This is a genomic window from Mesorhizobium sp. M0590 (genome assembly GCF_040320905.1).
In the GTDB taxonomy this organism is placed as follows: domain Bacteria; phylum Pseudomonadota; class Alphaproteobacteria; order Rhizobiales; family Rhizobiaceae; genus Mesorhizobium.
In genome coordinates, this window is the sequence record NZ_JAMYQN010000003.1 from 237,710 (window position 1) to 264,341 (window position 26,632).

32 protein-coding genes are annotated in these 26,632 nt (G+C 62.5%); 11 read left to right on the forward strand and 21 right to left on the reverse strand.

Annotation, left to right across the window (positions count from 1 at the left end):
• Window positions 1-62: 62 nt before the first annotated feature.
• Window positions 63-854: an alpha/beta fold hydrolase gene (locus NKI52_RS08205; protein ID WP_352697593.1), complete on the reverse strand. Its 792-nt coding sequence runs from the start codon at window positions 852-854 to the stop codon at window positions 63-65.
• 106 nt (window positions 855-960) lie between these two features.
• Between NKI52_RS08205 and NKI52_RS08210 the strand changes: the two genes are divergently transcribed.
• The 4 genes from NKI52_RS08210 (at window position 961) to NKI52_RS08225 (ending at window position 4,181) form a co-directional block, all read left to right on the forward strand.
• Window positions 961-1,887, forward strand: coding sequence for a LysR family transcriptional regulator (locus NKI52_RS08210; RefSeq protein ID WP_352697595.1), 927 nt, complete (start codon window positions 961-963; stop codon window positions 1,885-1,887).
• A gap of 262 nt (window positions 1,888-2,149) precedes the next feature.
• Entirely contained in the window at window positions 2,150-3,121 is a 972-nt protein-coding gene (locus NKI52_RS08215; RefSeq protein WP_352697597.1) for an MBL fold metallo-hydrolase, read from the forward strand.
• Between the two features lie 200 nt (window positions 3,122-3,321).
• The gene (locus NKI52_RS08220) at window positions 3,322-3,717 is read left to right on the forward strand and encodes an acyl-CoA thioesterase (RefSeq protein ID WP_023678380.1); all 396 of its coding nucleotides are present in this window, start codon (window positions 3,322-3,324) and stop codon (window positions 3,715-3,717) included.
• Window positions 3,718-3,860: 143 nt separating this feature from the next.
• Window positions 3,861-4,181, forward strand: coding sequence for a hypothetical protein (locus NKI52_RS08225; RefSeq protein ID WP_352567975.1), 321 nt, complete (start codon window positions 3,861-3,863; stop codon window positions 4,179-4,181).
• Window positions 4,182-4,230: 49 nt separating this feature from the next.
• Here NKI52_RS08225 and NKI52_RS08230 read toward each other — a convergent pair whose 3' ends face one another.
• Window positions 4,231-4,599: a winged helix-turn-helix transcriptional regulator gene (locus tag NKI52_RS08230; RefSeq protein ID WP_023678378.1), complete on the reverse strand. Its 369-nt coding sequence runs from the start codon at window positions 4,597-4,599 to the stop codon at window positions 4,231-4,233.
• A gap of 91 nt (window positions 4,600-4,690) precedes the next feature.
• Between NKI52_RS08230 and NKI52_RS08235 the strand changes: the two genes are divergently transcribed.
• Window positions 4,691-5,296, forward strand: a complete 606-nt coding sequence (locus tag NKI52_RS08235) for an NADPH-dependent FMN reductase (protein ID WP_352697599.1) — start codon at window positions 4,691-4,693, stop codon at window positions 5,294-5,296.
• A gap of 74 nt (window positions 5,297-5,370) precedes the next feature.
• On the opposite strand, the gene NKI52_RS08240 is transcribed toward NKI52_RS08235, so the two are convergent.
• Window positions 5,371-5,763 carry a winged helix-turn-helix transcriptional regulator gene (locus NKI52_RS08240; protein WP_352697601.1) on the reverse strand — a complete coding sequence of 131 codons (393 nt, stop codon included), beginning with the start codon at window positions 5,761-5,763 and terminating at the stop codon, window positions 5,371-5,373.
• Between the two features lie 98 nt (window positions 5,764-5,861).
• Here NKI52_RS08240 and NKI52_RS08245 point away from each other — a divergent pair, with 98 nt between their 5' ends.
• On the forward strand, window positions 5,862-6,842 hold the full coding sequence (locus tag NKI52_RS08245) for a quinone oxidoreductase family protein (RefSeq protein WP_352697603.1): 981 nt from the start codon (window positions 5,862-5,864) through the stop codon (window positions 6,840-6,842).
• Between the two features lie 41 nt (window positions 6,843-6,883).
• Here NKI52_RS08245 and NKI52_RS08250 read toward each other — a convergent pair whose 3' ends face one another.
• The 5 genes from NKI52_RS08250 to NKI52_RS08270 form a co-directional block, all read right to left on the reverse strand.
• Complete coding sequence (locus tag NKI52_RS08250; RefSeq protein WP_352645022.1) at window positions 6,884-7,474, reverse strand: HAD family acid phosphatase; 591 nt, start codon at window positions 7,472-7,474, stop codon at window positions 6,884-6,886.
• Window positions 7,475-8,314: 840 nt separating this feature from the next.
• Window positions 8,315-8,749 (reverse strand): FKBP-type peptidyl-prolyl cis-trans isomerase, encoded by a 435-nt coding sequence (locus NKI52_RS08255; protein ID WP_352450461.1) that lies wholly within the window; start codon window positions 8,747-8,749, stop codon window positions 8,315-8,317.
• A 234-nt stretch (window positions 8,750-8,983) separates the two neighbouring features.
• Complete coding sequence (locus NKI52_RS08260) at window positions 8,984-9,709, reverse strand: SDR family oxidoreductase (protein ID WP_352586823.1); 726 nt, start codon at window positions 9,707-9,709, stop codon at window positions 8,984-8,986.
• Window positions 9,710-9,743: 34 nt separating this feature from the next.
• The gene (locus NKI52_RS08265; protein WP_352697605.1) at window positions 9,744-10,229 is read right to left on the reverse strand and encodes a VOC family protein; all 486 of its coding nucleotides are present in this window, start codon (window positions 10,227-10,229) and stop codon (window positions 9,744-9,746) included.
• A gap of 72 nt (window positions 10,230-10,301) precedes the next feature.
• A complete protein-coding gene (locus NKI52_RS08270; protein ID WP_352637203.1) occupies window positions 10,302-10,487 on the reverse strand; it encodes a DUF1127 domain-containing protein in 186 nt (61 codons plus the stop codon).
• Window positions 10,488-10,694: 207 nt separating this feature from the next.
• Between NKI52_RS08270 and gcvA the strand changes: the two genes are divergently transcribed.
• A complete protein-coding gene (gene gcvA / locus NKI52_RS08275; protein ID WP_352615639.1) occupies window positions 10,695-11,588 on the forward strand; it encodes a transcriptional regulator GcvA in 894 nt (297 codons plus the stop codon).
• A gap of 39 nt (window positions 11,589-11,627) precedes the next feature.
• Here gcvA and NKI52_RS08280 read toward each other — a convergent pair whose 3' ends face one another.
• The 5 genes from NKI52_RS08280 to NKI52_RS08300 all read right to left on the reverse strand — a co-directional run bounded on the left by NKI52_RS08280 (window position 11,628) and on the right by NKI52_RS08300 (window position 16,601).
• Window positions 11,628-12,410 (reverse strand): class I SAM-dependent methyltransferase, encoded by a 783-nt coding sequence (locus NKI52_RS08280; protein WP_352697607.1) that lies wholly within the window; start codon window positions 12,408-12,410, stop codon window positions 11,628-11,630.
• A gap of 84 nt (window positions 12,411-12,494) precedes the next feature.
• The gene (locus NKI52_RS08285; RefSeq protein WP_352450557.1) at window positions 12,495-12,968 is read right to left on the reverse strand and encodes a VOC family protein; all 474 of its coding nucleotides are present in this window, start codon (window positions 12,966-12,968) and stop codon (window positions 12,495-12,497) included.
• Window positions 12,969-13,226: 258 nt separating this feature from the next.
• Complete coding sequence (locus NKI52_RS08290; RefSeq protein WP_352697609.1) at window positions 13,227-15,224, reverse strand: ABC transporter ATP-binding protein/permease; 1,998 nt, start codon at window positions 15,222-15,224, stop codon at window positions 13,227-13,229.
• Window positions 15,225-15,798: 574 nt separating this feature from the next.
• A complete protein-coding gene (locus NKI52_RS08295) occupies window positions 15,799-16,287 on the reverse strand; it encodes an SRPBCC family protein (RefSeq protein WP_023678366.1) in 489 nt (162 codons plus the stop codon).
• Window positions 16,284-16,601, reverse strand: coding sequence for an ArsR/SmtB family transcription factor (locus NKI52_RS08300; RefSeq protein WP_023678365.1), 318 nt, complete (start codon window positions 16,599-16,601; stop codon window positions 16,284-16,286). The genes NKI52_RS08295 and NKI52_RS08300 overlap by 4 nt, the downstream gene beginning before the upstream one ends.
• Window positions 16,602-16,796: 195 nt before the next feature.
• Here NKI52_RS08300 and NKI52_RS08305 point away from each other — a divergent pair, with 195 nt between their 5' ends.
• Entirely contained in the window at window positions 16,797-17,087 is a 291-nt protein-coding gene (locus NKI52_RS08305; protein WP_352450454.1) for a hypothetical protein, read from the forward strand.
• 52 nt (window positions 17,088-17,139) lie between these two features.
• Here NKI52_RS08305 and NKI52_RS08310 read toward each other — a convergent pair whose 3' ends face one another.
• Window positions 17,140-17,433 carry a hypothetical protein gene (locus NKI52_RS08310; protein ID WP_352541050.1) on the reverse strand — a complete coding sequence of 98 codons (294 nt, stop codon included), beginning with the start codon at window positions 17,431-17,433 and terminating at the stop codon, window positions 17,140-17,142.
• 199 nt (window positions 17,434-17,632) lie between these two features.
• On the opposite strand from NKI52_RS08310, the gene arr reads away from it, so the two are divergent.
• Entirely contained in the window at window positions 17,633-18,055 is a 423-nt protein-coding gene (gene arr / locus NKI52_RS08315) for an NAD(+)--rifampin ADP-ribosyltransferase (RefSeq protein WP_352697611.1), read from the forward strand.
• 133 nt (window positions 18,056-18,188) lie between these two features.
• Here arr and NKI52_RS08320 read toward each other — a convergent pair whose 3' ends face one another.
• The 3 genes from NKI52_RS08320 to NKI52_RS08330 form a co-directional block, all read right to left on the reverse strand.
• On the reverse strand, window positions 18,189-18,926 hold the full coding sequence (locus tag NKI52_RS08320; RefSeq protein ID WP_023678361.1) for a class I SAM-dependent DNA methyltransferase: 738 nt from the start codon (window positions 18,924-18,926) through the stop codon (window positions 18,189-18,191).
• A gap of 76 nt (window positions 18,927-19,002) precedes the next feature.
• Window positions 19,003-20,313: a hemolysin family protein gene (locus NKI52_RS08325; RefSeq protein WP_023678360.1), complete on the reverse strand. Its 1,311-nt coding sequence runs from the start codon at window positions 20,311-20,313 to the stop codon at window positions 19,003-19,005.
• A 60-nt stretch (window positions 20,314-20,373) separates the two neighbouring features.
• Complete coding sequence (locus NKI52_RS08330) at window positions 20,374-21,315, reverse strand: LysR family transcriptional regulator (protein WP_023678359.1); 942 nt, start codon at window positions 21,313-21,315, stop codon at window positions 20,374-20,376.
• A 127-nt stretch (window positions 21,316-21,442) separates the two neighbouring features.
• On the opposite strand from NKI52_RS08330, the gene NKI52_RS08335 reads away from it, so the two are divergent.
• Complete coding sequence (locus NKI52_RS08335; RefSeq protein WP_352697613.1) at window positions 21,443-22,462, forward strand: zinc-dependent alcohol dehydrogenase family protein; 1,020 nt, start codon at window positions 21,443-21,445, stop codon at window positions 22,460-22,462.
• Window positions 22,463-22,507: 45 nt separating this feature from the next.
• Here NKI52_RS08335 and NKI52_RS08340 read toward each other — a convergent pair whose 3' ends face one another.
• The 4 genes from NKI52_RS08340 to NKI52_RS08355 form a co-directional block, all read right to left on the reverse strand.
• Window positions 22,508-23,215: an LssY C-terminal domain-containing protein gene (locus tag NKI52_RS08340; RefSeq protein WP_023678357.1), complete on the reverse strand. Its 708-nt coding sequence runs from the start codon at window positions 23,213-23,215 to the stop codon at window positions 22,508-22,510.
• Window positions 23,216-23,281: 66 nt separating this feature from the next.
• Window positions 23,282-24,136 (reverse strand): extensin-like domain-containing protein, encoded by an 855-nt coding sequence (locus tag NKI52_RS08345; RefSeq protein ID WP_352697615.1) that lies wholly within the window; start codon window positions 24,134-24,136, stop codon window positions 23,282-23,284.
• Window positions 24,137-24,248: 112 nt separating this feature from the next.
• Window positions 24,249-25,121, reverse strand: coding sequence for an extensin-like domain-containing protein (locus NKI52_RS08350; protein ID WP_502897745.1), 873 nt, complete (start codon window positions 25,119-25,121; stop codon window positions 24,249-24,251).
• Between the two features lie 100 nt (window positions 25,122-25,221).
• Complete coding sequence (locus NKI52_RS08355; protein ID WP_023678354.1) at window positions 25,222-25,647, reverse strand: DUF3775 domain-containing protein; 426 nt, start codon at window positions 25,645-25,647, stop codon at window positions 25,222-25,224.
• Window positions 25,648-25,882: 235 nt separating this feature from the next.
• Here NKI52_RS08355 and NKI52_RS08360 point away from each other — a divergent pair, with 235 nt between their 5' ends.
• Window positions 25,883-26,440: a tetratricopeptide repeat protein gene (locus NKI52_RS08360; RefSeq protein ID WP_254819249.1), complete on the forward strand. Its 558-nt coding sequence runs from the start codon at window positions 25,883-25,885 to the stop codon at window positions 26,438-26,440.
• Window positions 26,441-26,632: the final 192 nt, after the last annotated feature.

Genomic DNA, 26,632 nt, shown 5'->3' on the forward strand with positions numbered 1-26,632 from the left:
TTGCGGTCCATGCGGGGATGTTCAAACCGGGGTTTCACTCAGCGTCCCTGTCGTGCTCCATCTCAGCGCAGAAAACCAAGCACGGCCTCCATGAACTCGGTGGGGTACTCGACATTCGACAAGTGGACCGCGGGCAGGACAACCAGTTTCGCGCCGGGCACCATCGCCGCGATCAACTCGCTATGGCTGGCGGCTGTCACAGTGTCGTGCCGGCCGGCGATCACCAGCGTTGGCCTGGAAATCAGCGCTACGGTTCGGCGAAGGTCCGCATCGCGAACCGCCGCGAACAAGCCAGCCAAGCCTTGCCGGTCGATGGCCAGCAGCATGGTGCGAAATTCTTCGATGACGGGCTCGTTGGCCGCCAGCATACGCGCAGGAAACCAGTTGCCCAGGAACATCTCGGCGGTTTCGGACATATCCGGCGCCTGCAGCACGGCGGCAATCCGCTCGTCAAACTGCTTTGCCGGTCCGAGGTAGGATGAGGTGTTGCTCAGGATCAAGCGCTCGATCCGCTCGGGCGCGTGGATGCCGAGCCACTGCCCGACGAAGCCGCCCAACGACAGACCGAGGAAGTGTACGCGTTCAATGCCCAGGGCGTCGAGCAACTCGATCACGTCGCGGCCAAGCCGGTCGAGCGAATAAGCGCCGGCCGGAACGCTCGACCCTCCGTGGCCACGAAAGTCATAGCGCAGAACACGGAAATGCTTCGACAGTTCGTTGACCTGCATTTCCCACATCCGCAGTGTGGTGGCGATTGAATTCGACAGCATCAGCACGGGCTTCCCGGCGTCGCCGTCGATGCGGTAGGCGATGCGGGTACCATCGCCGACGGTCACGAAATCCAGCTCATTCATGGTGAATACACCTTCCTTCTTGGAGCGTTGAGTGTGGCAAAGCCTAGCTGCGGCGCGCTTTTGATGATATTACAAAGATAGGACTATCTCTGTAATAGAAGCTGACATGGCCGAATTCACCCTGCACGACCTGCAATGCTTCGATGCCGTGGTCCGCTGCGGCGGCTTTCAGCCTGCGGCGGCCATGCTGCATCGCTCGCACCCGGCGGTGTTCGCAGCCGTTGCAAAGCTGGAGCGGCAACTCGACCTCGTTCTCTTGGATCGCAGCGGCTATCGCGTGCGCCCCACCGAGGCAGGGCTGTCGTTCCATCACAGGGCACAATCGCTGCTGCGCGAGCTGGAAGGCTTGCGGCTTCATGCTGCTCAGCTGTCAATGGGCGAAGAAAGCGAGATCCATGTGGTGATCGGCGACCTGTGCCCGCGCCCACAGGCACTGGGCATGCTCGGACGGTTCTTCGCCCAGTGTCCGGGCACACGCCTGCATCTGCATTTCGAGGCGGTGGGCGGCCCGTGGGAGCGCCTCTTCGACGACGAAGCCGATTTGATCCTGCACTGGATCGACAAGAGCGATCCGCGGGTGGAATGGATCGATCTGTGCAAGGTGCCCTTCGTCCCAGTAGTGGCGTCGGGCTTTCTGCCGGAGCGCATCAAGCACCCCATCACGCCGGATCAGATGCACGCGTTCACCCAATGTGTCATGCGCGACACGGCCCGCCATTCACCGCAACAAGACTACTTCATGATCGAGGGTGCGCCTCAATGCATGGTGGCCGATCAGGGCATGAAGAAGGAAATCATCCTGCAGGGCCTCGGATGGGGCCACATGCCCCGCTTCCTGATCGAGGAGGAACTGCGCGACGGACGCCTGCAATCCATGGCCGGCCGTCATCTGCCAGGCCGTACCGAGGAGTTGGTGGTGGCGCGCCGCCGCGACCGGCCGCACGGGCCGATCTCGAACCGTCTGTGGGATTATATCGAGCAAGAGGCGCCGACGTTGCGCCGAGCGCTCGAGCCCCGGCAACCTGTCCAGTAGGTGAAGCCGGGGCTCAGCGAGGCCGTTCGGAGGGCCGAACCAGCGGCCTTACTCGCTTAAGTTCACTGCTGCATAATCTGCAGCAGTGAACTGCATCCCATCGCTATTCCCGCAGTTTGTGAGGCGGATTATTGATGTCGCAAGGAGTTGGCCATGAACCGCGCCGACCCCCGCCCAAGAGCGGTCCGAGCGGTCGGCATCCGCCCCGGCAGCGACGACGTAGTCTGGGACTAGCTTCATCTGCAATTCGAAGGACAAGACCATGAATATCGACCGTCGAACCTTCGGCATCGGCACCTTTAGTGCCGGTGCCCTGCTACTTTCCCCGATCAGCCTCTTTGGGAGCAACGCTGCGGCTATCGCCGCCCGGTCTCCGGCTTCGCTTGCGAGCGCCGACAGGTTCATGCTCGGCGACCTCGAGATCACAGCACTGAGCGACGGCTACCTCAATCTCGGCCTCGAACTCTTCCCTTCCGCAGATACGGCTGCCGCCGAAGCGCTGCTGGCAAAGGCATTCCTGCCAAAACCACTCCCGACCTCGGTCAATGCTTACCTTGTCACCAAAGGCGACAGACGGGTGCTGATCGATACCGGCACGGCATCGGCGATGGGGCCTATACTGGGACATATACCCGAGGCGCTCGCCGCCGCTGGCGTCAGGCCGGAAGAAATCGACACGGTAATCATCACCCACCTCCATCCCGACCATGCCAACGGCCTTGTCGGTATTGGAGGCAAGGCCGCCTTCCCGGCAGCGGAGGTCGTGGTTGCCGCGCCGGAATTCGCTTTCTGGCACGATGACGGGATCCGGTCCAAGGCGCCCGACCAGATGAAACCGTACTTCGAAATAGCGCGCAAATCGCTGGTGCCTTACCATGGCAAGGTCCGGAAGATCGAAGGCGAGGTCGAGATCGCGCCCGGGATCAGGGCATTGCCTGCGCCCGGACACACGCCGGGGCATCTCGCGCTTCGAATTGGCTCTGGTGACGCCAACCTGCTGCTCTTCACTGACGTAATCCACGCCTCCGCGCTGCAATTTGCGCATCCGGAATGGGCAATCGCCTTCGACGTGGACCAGCAGGCCGCAATCGCCACACGCAAGAAGGTGCTCGACATGGTGTCGGCGGATGGCCTGCTCGTCGCAGGCATGCACCTGCCCTTTCCAGGCATCGGTCATGTTATTCGCGAGGGCAACGCCTACGCCTACGTCCCAACGCCCTGGCCCGCTTTGTGAAGCACGCCTATTGGTAAGCTTTCTTACCTCGGCCATGGAATGCAATCCTGCTGGTGCGCTCGTCTAGCTCCGCACAGCATCTTTTCAACACTGTCGACCGATAGCCGAACCTCAGGCCGCGACCTGTTCAGTGGCGCGTTGACCTGTCCGTGCCATGACGATACGGGATCGGGACAATCGGCTTCGAGAGGATTGGCCAAATGGTGCATTACGCGGACGGGCGGCCGATCGGCGATCTGACGCTCAGGACGCTGGCCATGCCTTCCGACGCCAATGCGGCAGGCGACATTTTTGGCGGCTGGGTGATGGCGCAGATGGATCTCGCCTGCGGCATCCGCGCCGCCGAGCGCGCCAAGGGCCGCGTGGTGACGGCGGCGGTGAAGGAAATGTCCTTCGCCAAACCGATGAAGATCGGCGACACGCTGTGCATCTATACGCATGTCGAACGCGTCGGCCGCACCTCGATGACGCTCAAGGTCGAGGCCTGGGCGCAGCGCTATCTCTCCGACCTGATGGAGAAGGTCACCCATGCCGACTTCGTCATGGTGGCGCTGGACGGCGAAGGCAAGCCGAAGGCGGTTCCGGCCGAAGGCTGACCCGGCCTGATTCCAGAAGACGGATTTAAACAGCCGTCTCTCCCGCGCGGGGGATGCGGACAGCGATCCCGCGTGGTCTTTGGCTAACGGGTTCCCGCATGCGCGCCTGCAGCGCGACCGACGGGATCTTGGGAGGAAAGACAATGCGTCAACACATGCTGAACGCTGCCCTGGCGGGTGCCTTTGCAGCCTTGCTCTGCCTGTCGTCAGCAAGCGCTTTGGCCGAGGTCAAAAAAGGCGATCCAGGCGCCACCTGCACGTCGGAAAACCGCACCATCAACGGGCAAGCGGCCAAGTGCGAGATCTGCTCGGCGACGAAATGCGACACCAGCGGCACGACGGTGAGCAATTGCCGCAAGGAGACGACCACGACCTGCACGATTGGCGGCAGGGTGGTCAGTCCCAACCCGAAATGGAACCGGATCGAGAAGCTGCCGAAGAGCAAGATGCAGTTACAGCAGTAGCGCTCATCCGAGGCTCCCCGACAGGTTCAAACCCTTGCAGCACAAGGGTTCAGCTGTGCATGGCGTCGAACTTCTCGCGCGCCGCCTTGACGCGCTCGGTGTTCTTGCGTGCCCATTCGCCGAGCGCATCGACCGGCACCAGCAGTTCGTAGCCAAGATCGGTCAATTCGTAGTCGACCCGCGGTGGGATGGTCGGGAACACGGTGCGCGTAACGAAGCCGTCGCGCTCGAGCCCGCGCAAGGTCGTGGTCAGCATCTTTTGCGAAATGCCGCCGACCGCGCTGCGCAACTCGTTGAAACGCAGCGGCCCGTTGCCAAGCTTGCCGACCACGAGCACCGTCCATTTGTCGCCGACGCGCTGCAGGATTTCCGAGATGGCGCGGCAGTCCTCGGTGCGGTGCGGGTGCCTTGGTAACAAAAAAGTGCCTCCTTGCACATTGAGCGGCCAGTTACTCATATAGCTCAGGTATCTAAACGATACCAGTATTCCCGTAAGGAGAGCCCCCTCTATGTCAAAACCCAAAATCGCCATCATCATTGGTTCAACCCGCGCGGCCCGCTTTGCCGACGTCCCGACCCAATGGATTGCCAAGATAGCCAAGTCGCACGCCGACATCGACGTTGAAGTCGTCGACCTGCGCGATTTCCCGCTGCCGTTCTTCGATGAGGTCGCATCCTCCGCCTGGGCGCCGTCGCAGAACGAAGTGGCGCAGCGCTGGCAAAAGAAGGTCGCCGGATTCGACGGCTTCATCTTCACCGCTGCGGAATACAATCATGGCCCGACGGCCGTGCTGAAGAACGCCATCGACTACGCCGCCAACGAGTGGAACAAGAAGCCGGCCGGCTTCGTCGGCTATGGCAGCGTCGGTGGCGCGCGCGCGGTCGAGCAGCTGAGGCTGCATGCGGTCGAGTTGCAGATGGCGCCGGTGAAGTCCGCCGTACACATCTCCTGGGCCGATTTCCTTGCGGTCAAGCAAGGCGACAAGAAGCTCGATGAGTTCGAGCACCTCAACCAGGCGGCAACCGCGCTGGTCAACGACATTGCATGGTGGGCCAGGGTGCTGAAGACGGCGCGTCAGGCCGATGCCGTCGCCGAGGAAGTCAAGGCGGCCTGAGCACAGGTTCGAGCAGTCCTCCCAAGGATTAATTCTCCCAAGCATTGGGGCGGCGCATGCGCCGCCCTTTTCGTTCACACGGCATGGGCGTACTGCGCTTGCCGTGGTCTGATGATGCAATCGGCAAGGCGGTCCATCTCATTCAGCTCGTCGGCGTGATGCTGGCCCCACTGGCAAAGTGCCAGCAGGATCGGCTCGAGGCTGAGGCCGAGCCGCGTCGCCGAATATTCGACGCGCGAAGGTATCTCGGCAAAGATCTCGCGGCGGACGAGGCCGTGCTCTTCCATTTCGCGAAGCTGCTGGATCAGCACTTTCTGGGTGATATCGGGCATCAGCGCCTGCAGCGCCGACAGCCGCCGGGGGCCGTCGAAGAGATGGTACAGGATGACCGCCTTCCAGCGGCCCGAAATCACTTTCAGCGCGCGCTCCGCCGGCAGCGCCGGCAGTCTCTTGATCAGCTTGGCCATGGTCACCTCCCGGTCAGCAGCGGACAAATCGGTATGTAGTCGAAGCCAGGCAGATAGTGGCAAACAGCGGCCGATGCCAACAGCGATCGGTGCATGCGATGATAGCCATTCAACTGAGCCGCTTCGGCGGGCCCGACGTTCTCGACATAGTCGCGGTGCCGAAGCCTGAGCCGCAAGCCGGCGAGGTCTTGGTCCGCGTTCATGCGGCCGGGGTGAATTTCTTCGAAGTGCTGATGCGCGCGGATCGCTATGCGGTGACGCCGCAACTGCCGATGATCCCTGGCGTCGAGGCCGCCGGGATCGTGGAGGCGCTTGGGCAGGGGGTGGACGCTTCCTTGCTCGGCACGCGCGTCGCCGCGTCGTTGTTCGCCTCGAGCCGCCCGTTTGGCGGCTATGCCGAGTATGTGACGATCGACGCAAGCCTGGCCGTGCCCTTGCCGGATTCGCTCTCGTTCGAAAACGCGACGGCATTGATGGTGCAAGGACTGACGGCATTGTATCTATCGCGGCAAAGCCCGCCGGCCGGCAGATCGGTGCTGGTCGCCGCTGCCGCGGGCGGCGTCGGTTCGTTGCTCGTCCAGCTTGCCAAGCGCGCCGGCGCGAGCCGTGTCATCGCGGCAGCCGGCAGCAAGGCCAAGCTCGACCTTGCTTTGTCGCTGGGAGCCGATGCTGCCGTCGACTACAGCAACACGGATTGGCCGGTGCACGTCCGGTCAGCCACAGACGGCGCCGGCGTCGACATCATCTACGACATTGTCGGCGGCCCGCTGACGGCGGTTGCGCTGGAGGCTCTGGCACCTCGCGGAGAGTTGGTGTTTGCAGCACTTGGCAGATACGCGCTCGGCGCCCCGGAGATGGAGGCGATGATCGGCCGCAACCAGTCGCTGAAGGGTTTTGCCCTGCTGCCGTTGCTGTCTAGGGACGGGCTCCGTGACGGCCTTTTGGAGCTTTTCGATCTGGCCGCTGGTGGTCAGCTTGTGGTGACCAAAGGTGGCCGCTTCCCGCTCGACCAGGCCAGCCAGGCGCATCGCCTGCTGGAGGAGCGCGGCGCGACCGGCAAGGTCGTCTTGATACCTTAGTAGGTGCTCCGCAAGGATCCGGGGTTGTGCCGTACAGGCCGTCAGCGAACCCGGTAGAACGGATTTGGCAGCAGGAACAGCCTCTCGGCATGCCCGCCGAACAGGTCGGATGGCTGGTCACCGACATTGGCAATTATCGTGTAGCCGGCCTTTTCGATTTCGGCCCTTATGGGTGACTTGAAATCTGCGGCGGAGCCGTATTTGGCCCCAGGCTGGACCATGTAAAGGTGCTCGTAGCCGGCATAGCCGGCCGACTGCAGGTTCTGTTCGGTTGCCTGACGCTGGTCCTCCGGACGTCCGGTGATGAAGAACACCGCGACTTTCGCCGTTCGCGCCTGCCGGAAAACCTCCAGCACGGCGTCGATGGCCGGATCCTTCGCAAGCTGATCCCAGGCGGCCCAGCCACAGGGACCATCGATTGCGATGTCGCAGGCGCCGCCGATCGGGCGGCCGAAATTGTCACGTGTGATCACTTCCCAGTTGGCCAAAGCCGTCTCGTCGATATCGAGCACCAGTGCGGGGCGAGGCACCTCCATTGCGCGCTTGATGACCCAGTCGCCTGCCTGCTTCGCCACAGCGGCAAGGTCGCGGTCATAGTCGCCGGAATCATGATAATTGGCAGCCGCCAGCATCGCATCGCCGACATTGGCTGGCTGGGACGGGCTTGTGAGAAGGAGCGAGTCGGAACGTGCCGGCGCAGGAACATTTGTGCCAATCATCAGCACGATTGCCCCGGCACGCGCAATTCTATTCCAACCAATCGCCCGCATCACGAGACTTTGCTGTCACGAGAAGTCGGCTGTCAAGCGAGGTCTTCCAAAGGTAGTGTCTCAGTTTGAAATTTGAAATATGCGAAAGCGCCTATCCCGGTTTGCTCGCCTAGGCGAAACCGCCTATGTGCTCAGCGGAAAGCATGGAAGGCACCCAATGTCAGATCCGATTCAGTTGCTACCATTCGCCTTGTTGACAGTCCTCACAGCAATCCCCGCGTGGGTGCTGTTTGGGCGACTAAGAATGTCTCGGGCGTGGGTGCTTCTCTCTGTGGTCCCGTTGGGAATGATAATCATTCTCTGGGTCGTCGCGTATAAGCGCTGGCCAATTCAGGAGGCAGCAATTGCCCACCGGACCTAAAGGCCAGAAGCGCCCCGCCGATGTGATCGGCAACGCCGTCCGCGTCATGCGCATGCAAGACTCCTGCGAGGAAGTCGTGCTTCGGTGGCCAGGCACGCCGCCACCGCCTGACTACGATGGACCGTCGTCTTAATTTCAAACTGAGACACTACCCTTCCACAGGTCCTCGAGACCGCGACGCTGAATTGGACATTCCAGATGCCGAATGTCTCTATGGGTTGCTGCACGCTACACGATTTCCGCCGTCGCGGTCTTTGCCTCCAAACAGGTGACGCACCGCCGGAACCGCCGGTCGAAATGCGTCACCCGAAAATCATGGCCGTCACGCGCTTTGCCGTGCCCTACGCCGCCTGAACGATCTCGACCAGTTCAACGTCGAACACGAGATCGCGCCCGGCCAACGGATGATTGCCGTCGAGCTTGACGCTGGTGTCGTCCACGCCGACGACTGTTACCGGCATCGGGCGCCCTTCCGGGGTTCTGACCTGCAGTCGAGCGCCGATATCGACATTGATGTTGTCTGGTACGCGGGCGCGGTCGACGGTCATGACCGCTTCGGGGCGGTGGGGGCCATAGGCGGCGTCGGCGGGAATGGTGACGGTGCTTTTCGCGCCCACCTCCATACCCTCGACATGGGTTTCGAGACCGGCGATCACTTGTCCTTCACCCAACGTGAATTGCAGCGGTTCGTTGCCGGAAGAATCGAACTGAGTGCCGTCAGCCAGGCGGCCATTGTAATTGATGCGCACGGTGTCGCCATTCTTGGCCTGTGTCATGATAGCCATCCTTTGAAAGTTTCGAGGGGCCGGCCAGAGCTCACGGTCCCGTCCTCGATCATCCACACACTTAGGTGCGCGGCGCGAAACGCTAAAACTAGGGACCTGGCTGCCGATGTAAACCCCGATTGCGCGACGCCGGCATGACCCGCCGGCCTTCGTCGCCTTCGGCAGCAGTGCACCGGTCTAGCAGTCATGCCGGCTCAGCCCATCCAGGCGGCGTGCAAATGGCGGCTAGATCAGGTTATGGCCGCCATCGATGCGGATCGTCTCGCCGGTCGTGAAGTCGCTTTCCATGAGGTAGAGGTAGGCGGCGGCGACGTCCGCAGCGGTCGGAATTTTTCTCGATGGCAACCGGGCAGCCATGTCGGCAAAGAAGCTGGATTTGGCTTCTCCAACAATGTCCCACATCGGTGTGTCGACCCATCCGGGCGACACGACATTGACGCGCGTCGGGGCCAGTTCGAGCGCCAGGGCGCGGGCGAAGTAGCTGAATGAACCGGCAATCGCGGAGACGACCGAGCCTCCCGGCACCGGCGGCCGATCCTTATTTATTCCCGAGGTGAAGGTCATCGAGCCGCCGGCTTTCAGGGTGCGCACAGCATGCTTGGAGAGCATGACAGCGCCAATCAGCTTGTTATCGACGAAGCCTCGCACAGCCTCCATGTCGGTACTGCCGATCGGATCGCCGGGCGGCAGTGTTCCGGCGGTCGATACGAGGTGATCGAAGGGACCGACCTCGTCGAACAGGCGAGCGACGTCCGCTTCGTCGGTCATGTCGGCGACCACGCTGGTCACGCGGCCCGCATTGAGCGTCCGTTCGGCAGCCAGCAGTTTCTCGGGCGAGCGTCCGACGATCACGACCTTCGCTCCGCCGTTGAGAGCAGCTTCCGCGACGCCGAGACCGATGCCGGAACTACCGCCGACGACGATGACTTTCCTGTCCACGAGCGATGTCATGAGGGTTCTCCGTTCGTTGCGATTGCGGTGAGGGTCAGGCCTTGCCGGCATAGGCGGCTTCGAGGTCGGCGATGATGATCTTGCGCATCCCGTACATCGCCTGCCGGACGCGGTTGGCCTTTTCGCGGTCCGGATCGGCACTGAGCCGCGGCAGGATTTCCGGGATGACCTGCCAGTAGACGCCGTATCTGTCGGTGAGCCAGCCGCAGGGTTGTGCCCTGCCGCCGCCGGCGGTGAGCGCCTCATAGTAGTAGTCGGTCTCGGCCTGGTCCCTGGTCTCGATGTAGAGCGAGAGCCGCTCGTTGAAAGGCGGCTGCGGCCCGGCGTTGAGCGCTGTAAGGTGCAGTCCTTCGAGCTCGAAATCGAAGGTGGCATGCGGGACCGTCTTGTTGGTTCCGGACACCCAGTCGGTGTATTCGATGGTCTGGAGCGCTTTGCTGTTCTTGAAGACCGAGAGATAGAAATCGCGAGCTTGCTCCGCATCGGTGTTGAACCAGAGGAATGGGTGGATGGTGGCCATGTCCGTTCTCCATTAATTCCTTGCGACAGCGATCTTTTGCGAAGAGCCTGTCCGCTGTTGCTTTCGTTCAGGCTAGCGGTAGTCCGACGGCCGATAGACCGAGCCGTCCCAGTCGCGGGCAAATCCGAGGTCTTCGAGCCGGCGGGTCGAGAAGCGTGCAATCTGCCGCCCGGTCCGGCGCCGGCTGCTCGAGGCGAGGATGCGGCCGGCCATGCCGGTCAGTACGTCGACGATGGGTTCAACTCGTTTGGCGTTCATGGTGCTCTCCCAGAGTGGCGGCAGTTTTGGTTTCAGCAGTTGCCCCGCGACTTTCGTCAGCGAGAGTATCAGTCACATCAAACTCGCCTTTTGCAGCGGCGGTGAATGACTGATTACGCGAGCAAACATGCCGGCTTCTGGCCTGGACGACAAACGACTTATCGGCGACAATGTGTGAGCATCACTCACACGTACAGGTATCGATCCATGCCCCGGAAGCTGCCTCCCCTCACCACCTTGCCAAGTTTCGAGGCCGCGGCGCGCCTGTTGAGTTTCTCCAAGGCGGCAGAGGAACTTCATGTCACCCACGGTGCGATCAGCCGGGCGATCAAGAATCTTGAGGATCAGCTCGGTGTGCAGCTGTTCGAGCGCGGTACGCGTTCGGTGAGTCTGACAGCCGTTGGCGAGCCCTATGCGCGGGCGGTGCGCGAGGCGCTCGCCCAGTTGGCCACCGCCACCGCTGCAGCAACAGCCCGCTATTCGAGTTCGACATTGAACGTCAGCACCTCCGATGGCTTCGCGGGGAGATGGCTGGTGCCCCGCCTCTATCGCTTTCACCGTGCGCATGGCGACGTCGATGTGCGGGTTTCGACAAGCGGGAAGCTGACCAACTTCCTCGGCGACGGCATCGATGTCGCCGTCCGTTATGGCAACGGAAACTATCCGGGGCTCACGTCGGAGTTCCTCACAGGCGAGGAGGTGTTTCCAGTGTGCAGCCCAAAGCTTCTTGAGGGTGCACATCCGCTCCGCACGCCTCAGGACCTCAAACACCACACGCTGATCCGTGACAGCTTTCCGATCGACTGGGCGACCTGGCTAGCAAGCGCCGGGGTCGAGGGCGTGGACCCGCAGAGCGGGATTACCTTTGACTCTGCCACCTTTGCCATGGAGTCGGCCGCACAAGGCGAGGGGGTGGTGCTCGGCCGGACCATGCTGGTTGCGGCCGACCTTGCCGCCGGGCGACTTGTCCGCCCCTTCGGCCACGCCCTGAAATCCCCCTCCAGCTTCTATTTCGTCTACCCGCCAGAGGCGATCCGTCAGCGCAAAGTCAAGGCTTTTCGGGATTGGCTGCTCTCAGAAGTCGCGCCGCAAATGGACTGACGGGAAGGCCGAGAGAACAGGATCGTCTACATCGCGCAGTCACCATCGGCTCGCCCGAAACGCGGTGACGATCCAGGCACGCGAGTCGAAAAGCACACCGTCCGCGGTCAAATGCGCGTCAAGCAGATCGCGCAACCGCCGCAGCGCCGCGTCGACATCCACATCTGCGCGGGCGAGCGGATCCTTGACCAGTTGCAGGCCAAGCAAAGCGTCATAGGCCGCATCGACGTCCTGGCCGTAGAAGACCGGCTCATGCACTTCGGCAAAGTCGACCGAAACAAAACCGGATGCACGCAAGATCTCCGCGGTGATGGCGGGGTCGCCAAGCGAAAACGGGGTGGCGGCGCCCCCCGATATGGCGGTCCCCGGCGCAATTGCCCGCTGAATGGCAGTTGCCCACTCGTTACGGTCCTGGCATTGCCATACCATCCACACAAGACGTGCCCCTGGTCGCATCGCCCGGGCGATATTGGCGAACGCCGCCGCCGGATCGGCAAAGAACATCACTCCAAATCGACTAATGCACAGATCGAAGCCGGCAGGCGGAAATACCAGCAATTGCGCATCGCCGCGCTCAAAGGCGACGTTTCGCAATCCCTCTTTCGCGCTACACTTCCGGGCGATCTCGAGCATCTCGGCCGATACGTCCACGCCGAGCACGCTGCCTTCCACCGCGACACGGGCAGCATCACGAGAGGATTGTCCCGAACCGCATCCGATATCGAGCACGCGATCGCGCGTTCCCACCTTGACCGCAGCCCTGAAGACCTCGTTGTGCCGTCGCAGTTCGGCGTCGTAAAACGCAGCGCAGTTCAGCACCATCGCACGCCTGCCTGGAGATGATGGGCCGGCAGCATTTCCGGCCGCTCTGCCCTGATCTTTTCGCGTCGGGCCATCCCCGAACTGTCAGCCGCGCCGCGCCGCCTCGATCGCTGCAACGTCGATTTTCTTCATCTCCATCATCGCCTCGAATGCGCGCTTTGCTTCATCGCCGCCGGCGGCCATCGCTTCGGTCAGCACGCGCGGCGTGATTTGCCAGGAGATGCCCCATTTGTCCTTGCACCAGCCGCAGGCACTTTCCTGGCCGCCATTGCCGACGATGGCGTTCCAATAGCGGTCGGTCTCCTGCTGATCGTCGGTGGCGATCTGGAAGGAGAAGGCTTCGTTGTGTTTAAACGCGGGCCCGCCATTGAGGCCGAGACAGGGGATGCCGGCGACCGTGAACTCGACCGTCAGCACGTCGCCTGCCTTGCCGGACGGGTAGTCGCTGGGAGCGCGGTGGACGGATTTCACCGAACTGTCGGGAAAAATCTCGGAATAGAAGCGGGCCGCAGCCTCGGCGTCCTTGTCGTACCAAAGGCAGATCGTGTTCTTGGCGATTGTCATTGCTGGTCCCTTTGCTTTCGAAATCAATCTGGGCTTTTGAAATCAACCCGGGTTTTTCACAGCTGGCCTCGGCGTTGCACCGGACATGGAAATGCGCTCGTGCCATCGACGTTCCGACAGCAGCAGCTGCCCGGAATCAAGGTACCACGGCTGGTGCTTTCAGGACCAGATGCGGGCAGTGACTCGAACCGGCGATGGTCCGCCTAGTCCGACCGGCGGCCTCACTCTTTGCGTAGGGCAGCGCCGCTTTGCTCAAGGTCGCGCTGGCTTTCCGTTGGCGCGCCGTTGCCTCAGAAGGCGCATGAGCAAGTTCCGTCTGTCCTTGCGCGGGACGAGTTCGATATCGCTGACAAGTTTTGCGCCGCCCTTGTGCCGCTCCAATGTGATCTTGCGGCTGTGGAAGGCCTCCAGCTCGGCGCGGTGCGCTACGCTTATGATGGTGACCGTCGGCAATTCGCGAATAATCATCTCCATCATCTTGTCCTGGCTCTTCTCATCGAGTGCCGACGTTGCCTCGTCCAGCACGATGATATCGGGGCGGTGCAGCAGAAGACGCGCGAAGGCGAGGCGCTGCTTTTCGCCACCCGACAAGGTCTGGTCCCATGGCGCGTCCTCCTCGATCCGGTCGTTGAGGTAGTCGAGCCCCACCTTGTCGAGGGCAGCCTTGATCTTATCCAGCGTCCAGTTGTCGGCGGCGCCTGGATAGGCGACAGCGCGGCGAAGCGTCCCGGTCGGGATGTAGGGCCGTTGCGGCAACATGAACAACCGTCTGTCGGCGCGGATGTTGACGCTGCCGCTACCCCATGGCCACAGACCCGCGACGGCCCGCACCAGCGTACTCTTGCCCGAGCCGGATTCGCCGGCGACGAGCACCCGCTCGCCTGGTTCGATCACGACCTCGGTTTCCTTGACCACGGCGGTGCCGTCGTCGAGCGACACGGAGAGATTGTTCAGGCTGAGCATCGCATCGCCGCCGGTCTCGCCGCGCTTTATGCGTCCCAGCGTGTTGCTCTGTTCCGCCCGCTCGAGCCCGTCGAGCGACATCATCAGCGAGGCGATGCGCCGTGCACAGGCGTTCCAATCGGCGAGACGGGGATAGTTGTCGACCAGCCATCCGAACGCGCCCTGCACGATGGCAAAGGCCGAGGCAGCCTGCATGACCTGTCCAAGTGTCATGCTGCCTTCGAGGAACTTTGGAGCGCAAAGCAAGACCGGCACGACAGGCGCAAACAGGCTCGACCCCTGAGACACCAGCGCCGTGCGCATGTGCTGGCCTGCAAGGAGCGCCCATTGCCTGAGCACATGGGCAAATGTCTTGTCCATGCCGCTGCGCTCCTCCTCCTCGCCGCCGAGCAATGCGATGCTCTCGCCGTTTTCCCGTACGCGCGTCAGCGTGTAGCGGAACTCGGCTTCCGCCTGATTTTTTCCCTCGGAGAGGTGGACGAAATGGCGGCCAATGACCGCCATCGAAGTGGACGTGATCGCGGAATAGAGCACTGCGGTGATGACCAGGAAGCCGGGAACGGTGACGGTCGAACCTGCAATCGTCAGGGTCAGGGCGCCGCCGATCGTCCAGAGCACCACGATGAAGGTCGAGGCCGACAGAAATGCGACGATGACACCGGCGATGAAATCGACGGGCGATTCGGTGGCAATCCGCAAATCCTCGGCGATGCGGGCTTCGGGGTTGCTATGATCGCCGCCGACGAGGTTCAGCTGATAGTAGCGGCCGCTTGCGAGCCAGCGCGCGATGACCGCGGTGGTGAGCCAGGAACGCCAGCGGCGCTGTATCCTCATGCGAAAGAAGACTTGCGCCACCACAAGGCTGGCGCTTCCGAGCACGAGTGGCACGAAAACGGCGCTCAGCCAATATACGGTATGGGCATTGCGTTGCTCAATGGCGTCGAAAATTGCGCGATTCCAGACATTGATCCCATACTGGAAGCCGACATTGGTGACGATCAGAACCAACAGCCCGATTGTCAACGGCCAGGCGACCCTGTCGCCACTGCTGCCCCAATAACCGCGCGCGCTGATCCAGAAGCGCTTCAGCAGATATCTCTTGCGCGCCTGCTCGGCCTCTTCAGGTGTCAACTCCGGATCGGGTTCGATGAAATCCGGCGGCGGCGCGGGCTCGCCGACGACCTCGGACGCGACTTCGACGGTCGATTGCTTCTCGCGGCGCGACTTCTCGGCATCGCGCGTTCGGGCGCCGTCAACCGATTTCAGCTTGAATTTAGCCTCGGGCATCCGGCGATAACGGCTTAAAAATCAGAAGGTTTCATAGCGTCGGCCGCCGAGTCTCGCGAACCGTAGCCTCAAGAAGTGGCGCCAACGTCAATTGAGCGCTGCCCATCCAGTCAAAAGGATGAGGGCCAACGTGACCAACGCTCCAGAGACGTACAGAATCGTCCCGAGACTATCTCCCTTGGCGGCGTTTCCGCCATGCCGATAGATTCCCAGATGGAGGAGGCGTATCGCCAGGTGAGCCCAGACCAATGTCGCCAAAGTGGGCGCTCCAACACCAACCATCATCGCTAGCACTGCGGGCGCGATGGGGGCGCCAATGCCTCGACCGAGTTCATGTGAACGCGGTCGATCCTATAGAGCCGGTTGTCGTCGTCTGCCGGGATTACCGGTCTCGCCAGCGCTCCTACCAACCCATTGGACGAACCCGAGTAGACTGCCAATACTATCGAGAGCAAACAAGAGCGCGAGCACGCCGAGAACGCTTAACAATAGACGTCCGTCTTGTCTCCACTCACTGGGATCGCAGTGAACCAAACGGTTCTTGCCAGTCACGCCCTCAAAGTCGCCAACGGTGTCAGGCGGTCGCACCGGGGAAAAGGTCGTGGAACCGCCGCAAGTACAGCGGCCAGCCTTGATCGCTATCAACCCCCCCGCGCACGCCCTCCCAGCCTTCGCCATGGCGTTCGAGATTCCGGTGCTCGATCTCAACCCGGGTTCGGTTCTCCGTCTCAGCCGTGAACCGGACTTCCCATTCGCTGGTTTTGTTCAGGTCGCTCTCAATCTGCCACCGAGGGCTGATGTCCCAGCTCAGAATCAGCCGGCTGGGGGGATTGTAAGCCAACACACGAGCCCAGCGGCACTCGCTGCCGTCCACGCCGCGATCGTAAACGTGGCCCCCGACCCAGGGTTCGAAGATCGTCTCTGCGATCGGTACGGCAAGAAGATTGTGCTCGCGAGGTTTGAATTTCCCGAAATCCTCGGTGAAGACCTTGAAGGCACGCGCGATAGGTGCCTCGACAACGACGAAATGCCTTACGGGCGCGGTTGCAGGAAGCTTGCTCATGGCTGGTCCTTCTTTGGGTGCTCGACGGCCAGTTTGTAGCTCGCCAGGGTCTTGCTCCAGAACTGATCGATTTCCGCGCGCAGACTTGCTAGGCCGTCCGGATCGATACGGTATATTCGTTCCTTGCCTGAGCGCGTGTCGGCCACAAGCCCGGCATCCTTGAGTACTTTCAAGTGCTGAGAGACCGCCGGCCTGGTTACAGGCAGCACACGAGCAAGTCCGCTGACCGAACAAGGCTGTTCGACCAACAATTCGAATATCGTGCGCCTCGTCGAGTCTCCGAGCGCTGTCCAATGTTTCGCGTTAGTGGCCACTAACGCGAACTTAAATCGATGGGCCTGCGCTGTCAACCTGGAGGGGTCGACGGTGCGGAACCACAGCCCCGGTCGGACCCTGTCGGTTAACGGGAAAACTGTTGCTCGCGTTTTCGGAATTGCTCACGTGCCGTCGCTGGATTCCGGAACAAGGGTGCGATTTTGCCGTTGAGCCAGAAACTGGAAGCGACCCGCATGTCCGAATTGCCCAATGAAGAGATCGAAGGGCGGCTGAACGCCCAGCGCGAGACTCTGGCGCTGGTCGTTGCGCTGCTTGCCAGCAAGGATACGGCACCCGAGCGAATATGGGCCGAACTGGAGGCCCGTTTTCAGTTTCAGAACAGTCAGGAGGACCCTGGCGTCCTGCCAAGCCGCGCATTCGCCATCGAAGCTGCGAAGATGCGGGAGTTCAAGCTGATCGCCGAAGAGGCGCAGGCGCGCAATGCGGAATGGAACGGCAGGGACAAGCCACAGGGCGCCAGCTGAAACCCCGGAGAGTGGATGCAGGACCGGCTATTTTACGATGACTGAGCAAGCGTCAGCTTTGCTGCAAAAGTGTACGTGCCAACTCTTGCCATTCCTCGTCAAGCGTTAAGGTCGACGGCGCCGCGTTGCTGCGGCGATACCAATATTCCGCATTCGACTGGTCGCCTTCCTTGCGGTGGAGATAGGCATGCACGTGCATGCCCGCCGTATCGTCGCGCTGCTGCGCGCACTCGTGCGCCTTAGCCCAATCGCCCTTTGCATCCCACCACAGCGCCTGCAGGGCAGGGCTCAAGCCGGCTGGCGGCTGTGGTTTCGCAATCGATTCCCTGAAGGCTTGCAGATCCATTTTCCACCTTAGCGACGGTGCAGGCGCCGATAATAACCGCGCCGGCAGCCGACCGCTAGCGCGCATCGGGCGGTATGACCGGAATGGGTGTCGGGAGCGCTGAGCGCGGACGTCCGATAACCGCGCGGCCGGAGGCTTGATTCGATGACGTGCATGAAATAGTGCGCACCACGACACCATGACGCCTGAGACAGCGAGGATGAGTAGCGAGCCGATGACAGCCACCGACGACCCGCGGCAATTCTACCACGGCACCCGGGCCGACCTTAAGCCGGGAGACCTGATCGAAGCCGGTTACAGCTCCAATTACGGGGCGCGAAAGCAGGCAGCCTGGGTCTATCTAACCGGCACTCTGGATGCGGCTATCTGGGGTGCAGAACTGGCCGCCGGTGACGGACGCGAAAGGATCTACATCGTGGAACCAACCGGCCCGGTCATGGACGACCCCAATCTTACGGACAAGAAATTTCCCGGCAATCCGACGCAGTCCTATCGCTGCCGCGAGCCGCTCAGGATCACGGGCGAGGTCACCGAGTGGCAGGGCCACTCCCCCGAGCGGCTGAAAGAGATGAAGGACCATCTCGAACGGCTGAAGGCACAAGGCATCGAGGCAATCGATTGATCGCTGAGCCCTGCGATTGCCAAGCTTGGCTCTGACCTACGGTCGGCGGCAGTCCCCGCGAAATACGGCTCCACGTCCGCAATGGGTCCGCGAGTTGTCGTTGCTTGCAGGGCTGGAGAGCGGATGCTCCTTTTCATCTCGTCGCGAACGTGATGATCTCTGGGCTCGAAGGGCCAAGTGGGCTGCCGTCAAAGCCGCCGAATTGCTGTTCGATTCGTAGCCCCGCGTTCCCCAGCAGGCTCGATAAGGCGTCCGTCTCGAGGAATCGCAAGGTGCTGCGACTAACTTGCGGAAGGCTCGGATGCTTTCCGCCGAACCTGTGGGTGAATGTCACCGTCTGTCCATCGAACGGCATGATCACCTCTGTTGTGATCTGCACCAGCGACCCGTCAGGCAGCTCAACGACGACCGCATTTTCGGGTGTCCAGTGCTCCCACGCCCGCACCGAAGGGTTCCGCGTTTCGAACGCGAAGCATCCGCCTGGCACAAGGGTATGTCGGACAGCCGCCATGAAATCCCTCAGGTCTTCTTCGCTGACAAGGGCCTGGAATGCGTGCCCCGTCATCACAATGAGATCAAACTCGGCTGTCCAGCCGGCCGATTGGAGATCGCCGAGAACCCATTCGATATCCGCGCGCGTTCGTGCGCGATTCAACACGCCGGGTGCTGGGTCGATGCCGCAGAGCCGCCCTGAATGTCCGGCCAGGCGTGCCTCGTGAAGGAGGGTGCCCGTTCCACATCCGACATCAAGCACCGCGTCTGCTGTTAGAATGCGGGGCAGGTAGAAATCATAGTCGTCGCGCGCAGATCTCGGGTGCCAGGCATCGTAGACGGCAGCGAGATATGGGTCGGCGAAAAGGTGGTCGACCATAGGCGGTATTCCCAATCAACTTTGACTGTGCGAGCGGTGTCGCCGCGAGCATATAGCCCATAAGTCGCGTCGATCGTTACCGCACGACCTCGCGGTGGCGGCCGGGCAGGCGGGTGGCGATGAGCTTGTCGATGCGGCGGCCGTCGAGGTCGACGACCTCGAAACGCCAGCCTTGCGCGTCGACACATTCGCCGGTCGCCGGCAGATGGTGCAAATGCGACAGCACATAGCCGGCGACGGTTTCGTAGTCGCGGCTCTCAGGCAGGTCGATGCCGAGGACCTCTGCCATCTCGTCGGCCTGCATGTAGCCGGCGAGCAGCCATGAGCCGTCCTCGCGCTTGACGGCGTTTTCCTCTTCGCCGGCGTCGAGATCCGAACGGAAGACGCCGGTGATCGCCTCCAGAATGTCGGCCGGGGTGACGATGCCTTCGAAATGGCCGTATTCGTCATGCACCAGCGCCATCGGCACGTCGGATTCCTTCAGTGTCGCAAGCACGTCCAGCGCGTCGGCCTGGTCATGCACGATCGGCGCGGCCCGCACGTGCCGGCGCGGGTCGAGAGCGCGGCCGCCGAGCATTGCGGCCAGCACGTCGCGGGTCTGGACGACGCCGATCATGGCGTCGACGCCGCCGTCGCCGGCCGGCAGGCGCGAATGCTGGGTGTCCATCAGCAGCCTCCTGATGGCCGCCTCGTCGGATTGCAGATTGATCCAGTCGACCTCGGTGCGCGGCGTCATCACCGCGCGCACGGCACGGTCGCCGAGCCGCATGACGCCGGCGATCATCCGCCGTTCGTCGGATTCGATGGTGCCGTGGTGCTCGGCTTCGGCGACCAGCATCTTGATCTCCTCGTCGGTGACCTTATCCTCGCTCTGACCGCGCTGGCCAAGCAGCCACAGGAGGGCGCGGCCGGAAAAATCGAGCAGGAAGACCAGCGGCGCCGAGACGCTGGCGAGGATGGTCATTGCCGGGGCGACCCTGACGGCTACCCGTTCGGGGTCGCGCAATGCGATCTGCTTGGGCACCAGTTCGCCGATGATCAGCGAGCCATAGGTGATGAGGGCGACGACGATGCCGACGCCGAGCGGATCGGCGAGGCTTTCGCGGATGCCGGCCGACGCCAGGGAGGTGGCCAGCCGCTCGCCGAGCGTGGCGCCGGAAAAGGCACCGGACAAGACGCCGACCAAAGTGATGCCGATCTGCACCGAGGACAGGAATTTTCCCGGATTGGCGCCGAGCGCCAGGGCCCGGCCGGCGCCCTTGACGTTGCGGTCGATCATCGTCTTGAGGCGCGCCGGCCGCGACGAGACGATGGCGAGTTCGGACATCGACAGAAGGCCGTTCACGCAGATGAGGACGACCACGATGGCAATTTCAGCATAAAGCATGCCGGGGTCCATAGCATTGCCGCGCGGTTTTCGAAAATAGGACGGTCGCGCTTTTTAAATTTAGCGAGCCGGGCAATCAGGCGGCACCCATGCCGCATCCCAGGGCGGCGCGGCAAAATGCTCGATCAGGGCGTCGACGACGACGCGCACCTTTGGCGCGAGATTGCGTGTTACCGGCCAGATGGCATGCACCACGGTGTTTTCGACAAGACAGTCCGACAGAACCATTTCGAGCTCGCCGCGCCTGATGCAGTCGGCCGTCAGCCATGTCGGCAGATAGACGATGCCGCAGCCGGCCAGTACCGCATCGAGCATCGGTTCGCCGTGGCCGAGCACCAGCCGCGCCTTGGGCGCGAATTTTTCGAGACGGCCGTCGACATGCCTGACGGTCCAGGGATGGACCGTGCCGTCGCGGCCGTAGCCGATGAGGCTGTGCCTGGCCAGGTCCTCGATCGATAGCGGCCTGCCATGGGCGTCGAGATAGGCGGGGGCGGCGCAGATGGCCGAACGTTGGGCATAGATGCGGCGCGCGGCGATCGACAAGCTGTCGTCGAGGTCGCCCATACGCACCGCCAGGTCGATGCCTTCCTCGATCAGGTCGACGCGCCGGTCGTTGAACGAGATTTCCATCGTCAGGTCCGGGAATTTTTTGGAAATGTCGAACAGCAGCGGGGCGACGCATCGCCGGCCGAAGGCCAAAGGCAGGTCGACGCGCAGCCGCCCGGAAGGCACCTGCTTGCGGGAAGCGAGTAGTGACTGGGCGGCTTCGATTTCGGCCAGTGCCCTGACGCAGGCTTCGTAATAGCTCAGGCCCTCGCTGGTCGGGCTGAGGCTGCGGGTGGTGCGGTTGAGCAGGCGGACGCCCAATCGCTGTTCCAGCTGCGCGATCGACTTGCCGACCGCCGATTTGGTGACATGCAGCCGTGCGCCAGCGCCGGTGAAGCTGCCGGCCTCCACCGCGTGAACGAATGCGACGATGCCTTGCAAATTGGCCGATTCCAATGAAGCGCTCCTATTGTAGAGTTTTGCTCCTTAATCTGTTGCAGAACATGCCACATGGAAGCACTTTTCTCCATAGTGAAACGGCGTAAATGTCTCGCGCAATCATCAACCACGGAGCGCGAACCAAATGAGCACCGAAAACAGATCCTGGCAGATGAACGGTTTCGGCCTGGCCAGGTTGAAGCCGGCTGATGGAAAGCTGCCCCAACCCGGGCCGCATGATCTTCTGGTACGCGTCACAGCGGTATCGCTGAATTACAAGGACAGGATGATCGTCGATGGCGTGCTGATACCGGACCTCAGCTTTCCGTTCGTGCCGACATCGGACGCGGTAGGCGAAGTAGTCGCCACCGGCAGCGAAGTCGGCCGCTTCGGCATCGGGCAGCGCGTGCTCGGCCAGGTGATCGCCGACTGGCCGGACGGCGACGCCCCGCCGGTGCTGCACAAGCACACGTTGGGATCGTCGCTGCCCGGCACGCTGTCCGAGCATGTGCTTTTTCACGAGGATGCCGCCGTGGCGGCGCCGCCATCGCTCAGCGATGTCGAGGCATCGACGCTGCCGATCGCTGCGCTGACGGCATGGTCCGCGCTGGTCGAGGCGGCCAAGCCGATCCCGGGCGAGACCGTTCTCATCCAGGGCACCGGCGGTGTGTCGCTGTTTGCGCTGCAGTTCGCCGCCGCCTTCGGCCTGCGCGCCATCGTCACCTCGAGTAGCGACGAGAAGCTCGAACGGGCGAAGGCGCTCGGCGCCTGGCAAGGGATAAACTATCGCAGCCGGCCGGCGTGGGATGAAGCCGCGCGCGAGCTGACAAACGGCGCCGGCGTCAGGCACGTGCTGGAAATGGTCGGCGGCGACAATGCGCGGCGCTCGCTCAATGCGCTGGGCGCCGACGGCAGGCTGTCGCTCATCGGCCTTCTCGGCAGCATGGAGCTCAGTTTCCCGATCATTCCGTTCCTGCGCAACCGGATCGTCGTCCAAGGCATATCGATCGGCCACCGCCGCGCTTTCGAGCGGATGAACCAGGCGATCGAGACGCTTGCCATCAAGCCGGTAATCGACAAGGTGTTTGGCTTCGACGAGGTGCCGCAGGCATTTGAGCGTCTGGAGACGGGACCGTTCGGCAAGATCGTGATCGCCGTGCCCTGACCCCGTCGGGACGAAATGGCTGTCAGACGGGAAGGCTGATGGCGCCTACGGCAGTTGCAGCAGCACGCCGACGATGGCCTTGCCGTCGGTGAAATAGGGATCGCCTTCGCCGTTGCGCCCGGTCTTTGTGGCGCCGACGCCTGGTATCTCGCTGGTCGAGATCAGCATACCGGCGGCGGAGAGGTCGCGCATCAGCCCGTCGCGCTCGGCGTCGATGTCGGGGCCGATGTGATGGGTGATCGCGCCGGTGTCATGGCTGAGGCCGACGCCGCGGTCAAAGCTTGCCGAGCCAAGCCAAAGCGGCCGGCCGTCGTCTCCGGTCGCATCGGTCTGCCAGAAGCGGACGTGGTGACGCCGGTCGGCGCTGTCGCCGACCGGCTTTTCGAAGGCTAGGTCCTGGGCGTGGCCTTCGAACAAAAGCCGGCTGACCGGCGCGTCGGGATAGGGGCGGTTGAACAGCACGCTTTCGCCGATCTCGATGGCAGTCTTCAGCGTGATGGCGTCTGCCGTATCCCAGCCGGCGGCGGCAAAAGCATGGACAAGCTCCTTCTTGGTGCCGACAAGGCCGACATTGATCGGATCGCCCGGAATGCCTTGCGGCGTGTGCGTCACCATCTCGAATTGCTGATTGCGAAAATTGCGGTCCCGTAACGTCCAGAACTCAGGCGCGGCGAAATAGGCGAGCGAAAGATAAGCGGCACAGCATGCCACCAGCCAGGTCGTTGCACGTCGTCGAAGGCTTCGTTGGCTCAAGAGGCACCACCCAAGCGTCTGCGCACCATCTTAACCGGCACAGCAAGTCTTGGGCAGGGGCTGCAATCAGCGGCAGGCGCGATAGCCGTTCTTGCGGTTCTTGATGTCGAAATGGAAATGGTTGCGGTGGTCGTAGTTGTAGCCGGGGCCGAGCACGGTGGTGAAATACTGGCAGCCGTCGGCGCGCACATTGTTGAGGAAGCCGCGCGTGCGGAAGGCGAACAGGCCGGGCTTGCGGACATCGATGTCGTCGCCATTGTTAAGCTCGATGCTCATCACGTCGAGCGCATTGCCCTTGCCGTGTTCCGACAAAACACCTTCGCCGGCAATCCTGCGGCAGGAATAGCTCGAGCCCTGGTGGATGGTCTTGACGCCTGAGAAATAGCGCCAGCGGGCCGACGGCACGAGTTCGTTCCTGGTCCAGCCGGCAAAGGTGGCGGCCATGTCGCAGGTCAGCGTCGCGGCCGGCTTCATCTCGACACTGCCGATGGCCGAGACCTTGACCGGATAGTCGATGCCGCACTGGCCTTCATGGATCGGCGCAACGTCGGTGTAGACGACGCCGAGGCGTTTCAATTCCTTGCGGCAATCGATCTCTGTGGCCGGCATCTGTTCGGCCGGCGACATCGGGTTGTCCAGGCGCGGATACGCGGCCGTCATAAAGGGATTGGACGGGACGAGGCGCTGCATACCCGAATATTGCGGCCCGGAATCTTGCGCGCCGGAATATTGCGGGTCGGAATTGGGCGGGACGGCAGCGGTCTGGCTGCCGACATCGACGGCCGGCTGCAGCGACAGCACGCTGCCGGTATTGCAGGCCGAGACCCCCGCAATGGCAAGCAGGGCGGCAAGCCTGCCGGCTATGCGCGCGCATTCTGTGTGCCGCACAGCGGCAAGCGCAGCGCGAAATAGCCCAGCCATCGGAAGGGTTCCTGTCCCTAGATGGCACAGACTCTAAACCTGAAGAGTAAAGGAAAACTCAGCGGCGCCGTTCACGCCTGCGGCCAAATTGCGGCGCCCCCATAGGCTAAGGTCATTGGCAAAACGTGCCGCCATTGCGGCGCGGTTCGAGGTCGAAGTGGAGATGCAGCGAATGATCGGCATCGCTGCCGGGGCCAAGCACGGTCTTGAACGGCCCGCAGGCCGCCTTGCGCACTGTATCCAGGAATTTCGCGTCCTTCTCTGGCGGCGTTGGACCGACATCGATCTCTTTGCCGTCGGAGAGCGTGAAGCTGGCGATGTCGAGCGCGTTGCCGAAGGCGTGCTCCGACAGTCTGCCGCCGGCGTGGCGCGGGCGGCAGACGAAGGCGGAGGCCTGGCCGATCGATTTAATATCCGCGCCGAACTCGGCCTTTGCGGCAGGCTGGATGACGGACGCAGCAAAGCGGGCGGCCGCTTCCGCCATCTGGCAATTCAGCTCGGGCTCCGGGCCGATGGCGATGGATTTGCCGAGCGTCTTCAGCGCGATCGGGTAGGGGATCGAGCAACCGACTGACGTATCATGCTCCGGCTTGCGCTCCTCGAAATCGACGCCCATCGACTTCAGCCGCCTGCGGCAGGCCAATTCCTCGGCCGGCATTTCTTTCCCGGCAATGGCGGCCGATCGAGGATCAGGAAGGATTTTTTGCTCCGCCTTCTCGTCTGCCTCGGCCGGGTTTGGTGGCGCGCCTGGTGGGCTTGCCGGCGGCTCAGCCCGTGCCGGCTTTTCGGGCGGCTGCGGTGCAATCGCCGGCGGCTCCGGAGCATCCTCCGGGCGCGGTTCGGGGACCGGGATCTCGGTTGGTGGCGGCGGAGTGACTTGCTGGTTGAGCTGCGGAACCGGTGCAGTTTGCGGTAGGTCAGGTGCCTTGGCTAAAACGGGTCCCGCCAGCGGCGTAGCCGCAACGGCCAGCAGCAATCTGCCCAATCTGAAAAAGCCAAACGCCGCCATTACGTCGCAACGGCCAGAATGCAGGGAAGTTGCCTTGAGCGAGGGGGGCGGCCGATCACAATCGGTAACCGCGCCGTCACGCGCCGATCGCTTCCAAGCCTTCCTCGAGCCAGTCCGCCAGCAGCGGCATGCCGAGCAGATATTTTGCCGTGCGCTTGTTGGCGCGCTCGCGGGCGGCGGACAGCGCGTCCGTCCATTCCGTCGCGTCATAGTCGCCGCGGCCGACCCAGGCCAACGCAATCAGTTCGGCCGCTTCGTCGACATTGAGATCGTCGATCAGCTCGCGCAATTCTTCTTCGGTGAGATCTTCGGAGCTTTCCTCGGCAAGGCCGTCATGATGGTGGTTGTCGTGCGCGTTGCCGTCGAGCTCTACCTCGTGCTCGGCGCCGTCGGCATAGTCTTCGTTGACGGCGGCGCTGAGCGCCTTCGCCTTCAGGATGAACAGGCGCACGGTGTCGGGACCGATCGAAAGCTCCCAGTCTCGTTCAACGCGTTGCTGCACCGGCCGTCTCCCTGCTTCGTGCTCGGTCGGCCCGATGATAGCGGATTTGCAGCGCTCGTCACATTATCTTGCGCGGCGGCGTTGATCGTGAAGCATGATTTCCGATGCCCTCTCTTCCCGGGATAAGATGGCCTTGCTGGGAGAGATCGCGGTTTTGAGATAGAATGACATTTTCCGGGACGAAACGGCGTTGGCCCGGCGTTAGTGTTGCATTGTCAGTTCAAAGGAGAATTCGATGCGCAGACGATTGCTGATTTACGCCATGGCCATCGCCGCCCTGCCGCTGATTGCGGCTCCGGCGTTTTCGGCTGGAGAGGGCGGAGGAGGTGGTGGCGGCGGTGGCGGCAATGGCGGCGGCGGCCAGTCCCAATGCAAGAAGGGGGAGGCGTGGGACAAGAAACAGAAGAAATGCGTCTCCCCGAAGCAAGGCATGCTGGACGACGACAGCATCTACGATGCCGGTCGCGCGCTGGCGATGGATGGACGCTACGACGAGGCGATCGCCGTGCTCAGCCTCGCCGCCAACAAGCAGGATCCGCGCATCCTCAACTATCTCGGCTATTCGCACCGCCATTCCGGCCGCGTCACCGTCGGCCTTGGCTATTACGAGGAAGCGCTGCGCATCGACCCGAATTACACGCTGGTGCGCGAATATCTCGGCGAGGCGCACTTGCAGATCGGCGATCTTGCCGGCGCCCAGGAACAGCTTCGCGAGATCGAGAAGCGCACGGGCAAGGGGTCTCGCGAATACGGCATGCTGTCGGAGCAGATCGATCATTTCATGAGGAGCTGATCCGACCTCCGGACGCTGCTCATACCGGCTGCGGCGATCGCAGCCGGTTTTTTGCTGTACTGGATGCTGCCCCGAACCCGGAATTTGGCATCACGGTACACGTGATGCGCTCCTTGACGTTAGGTCAGCCGCGCAATCGGTGGATGATTTTTCAAAATCCGACTTTTTGGACGTGAAAAACCCGCGAAGATT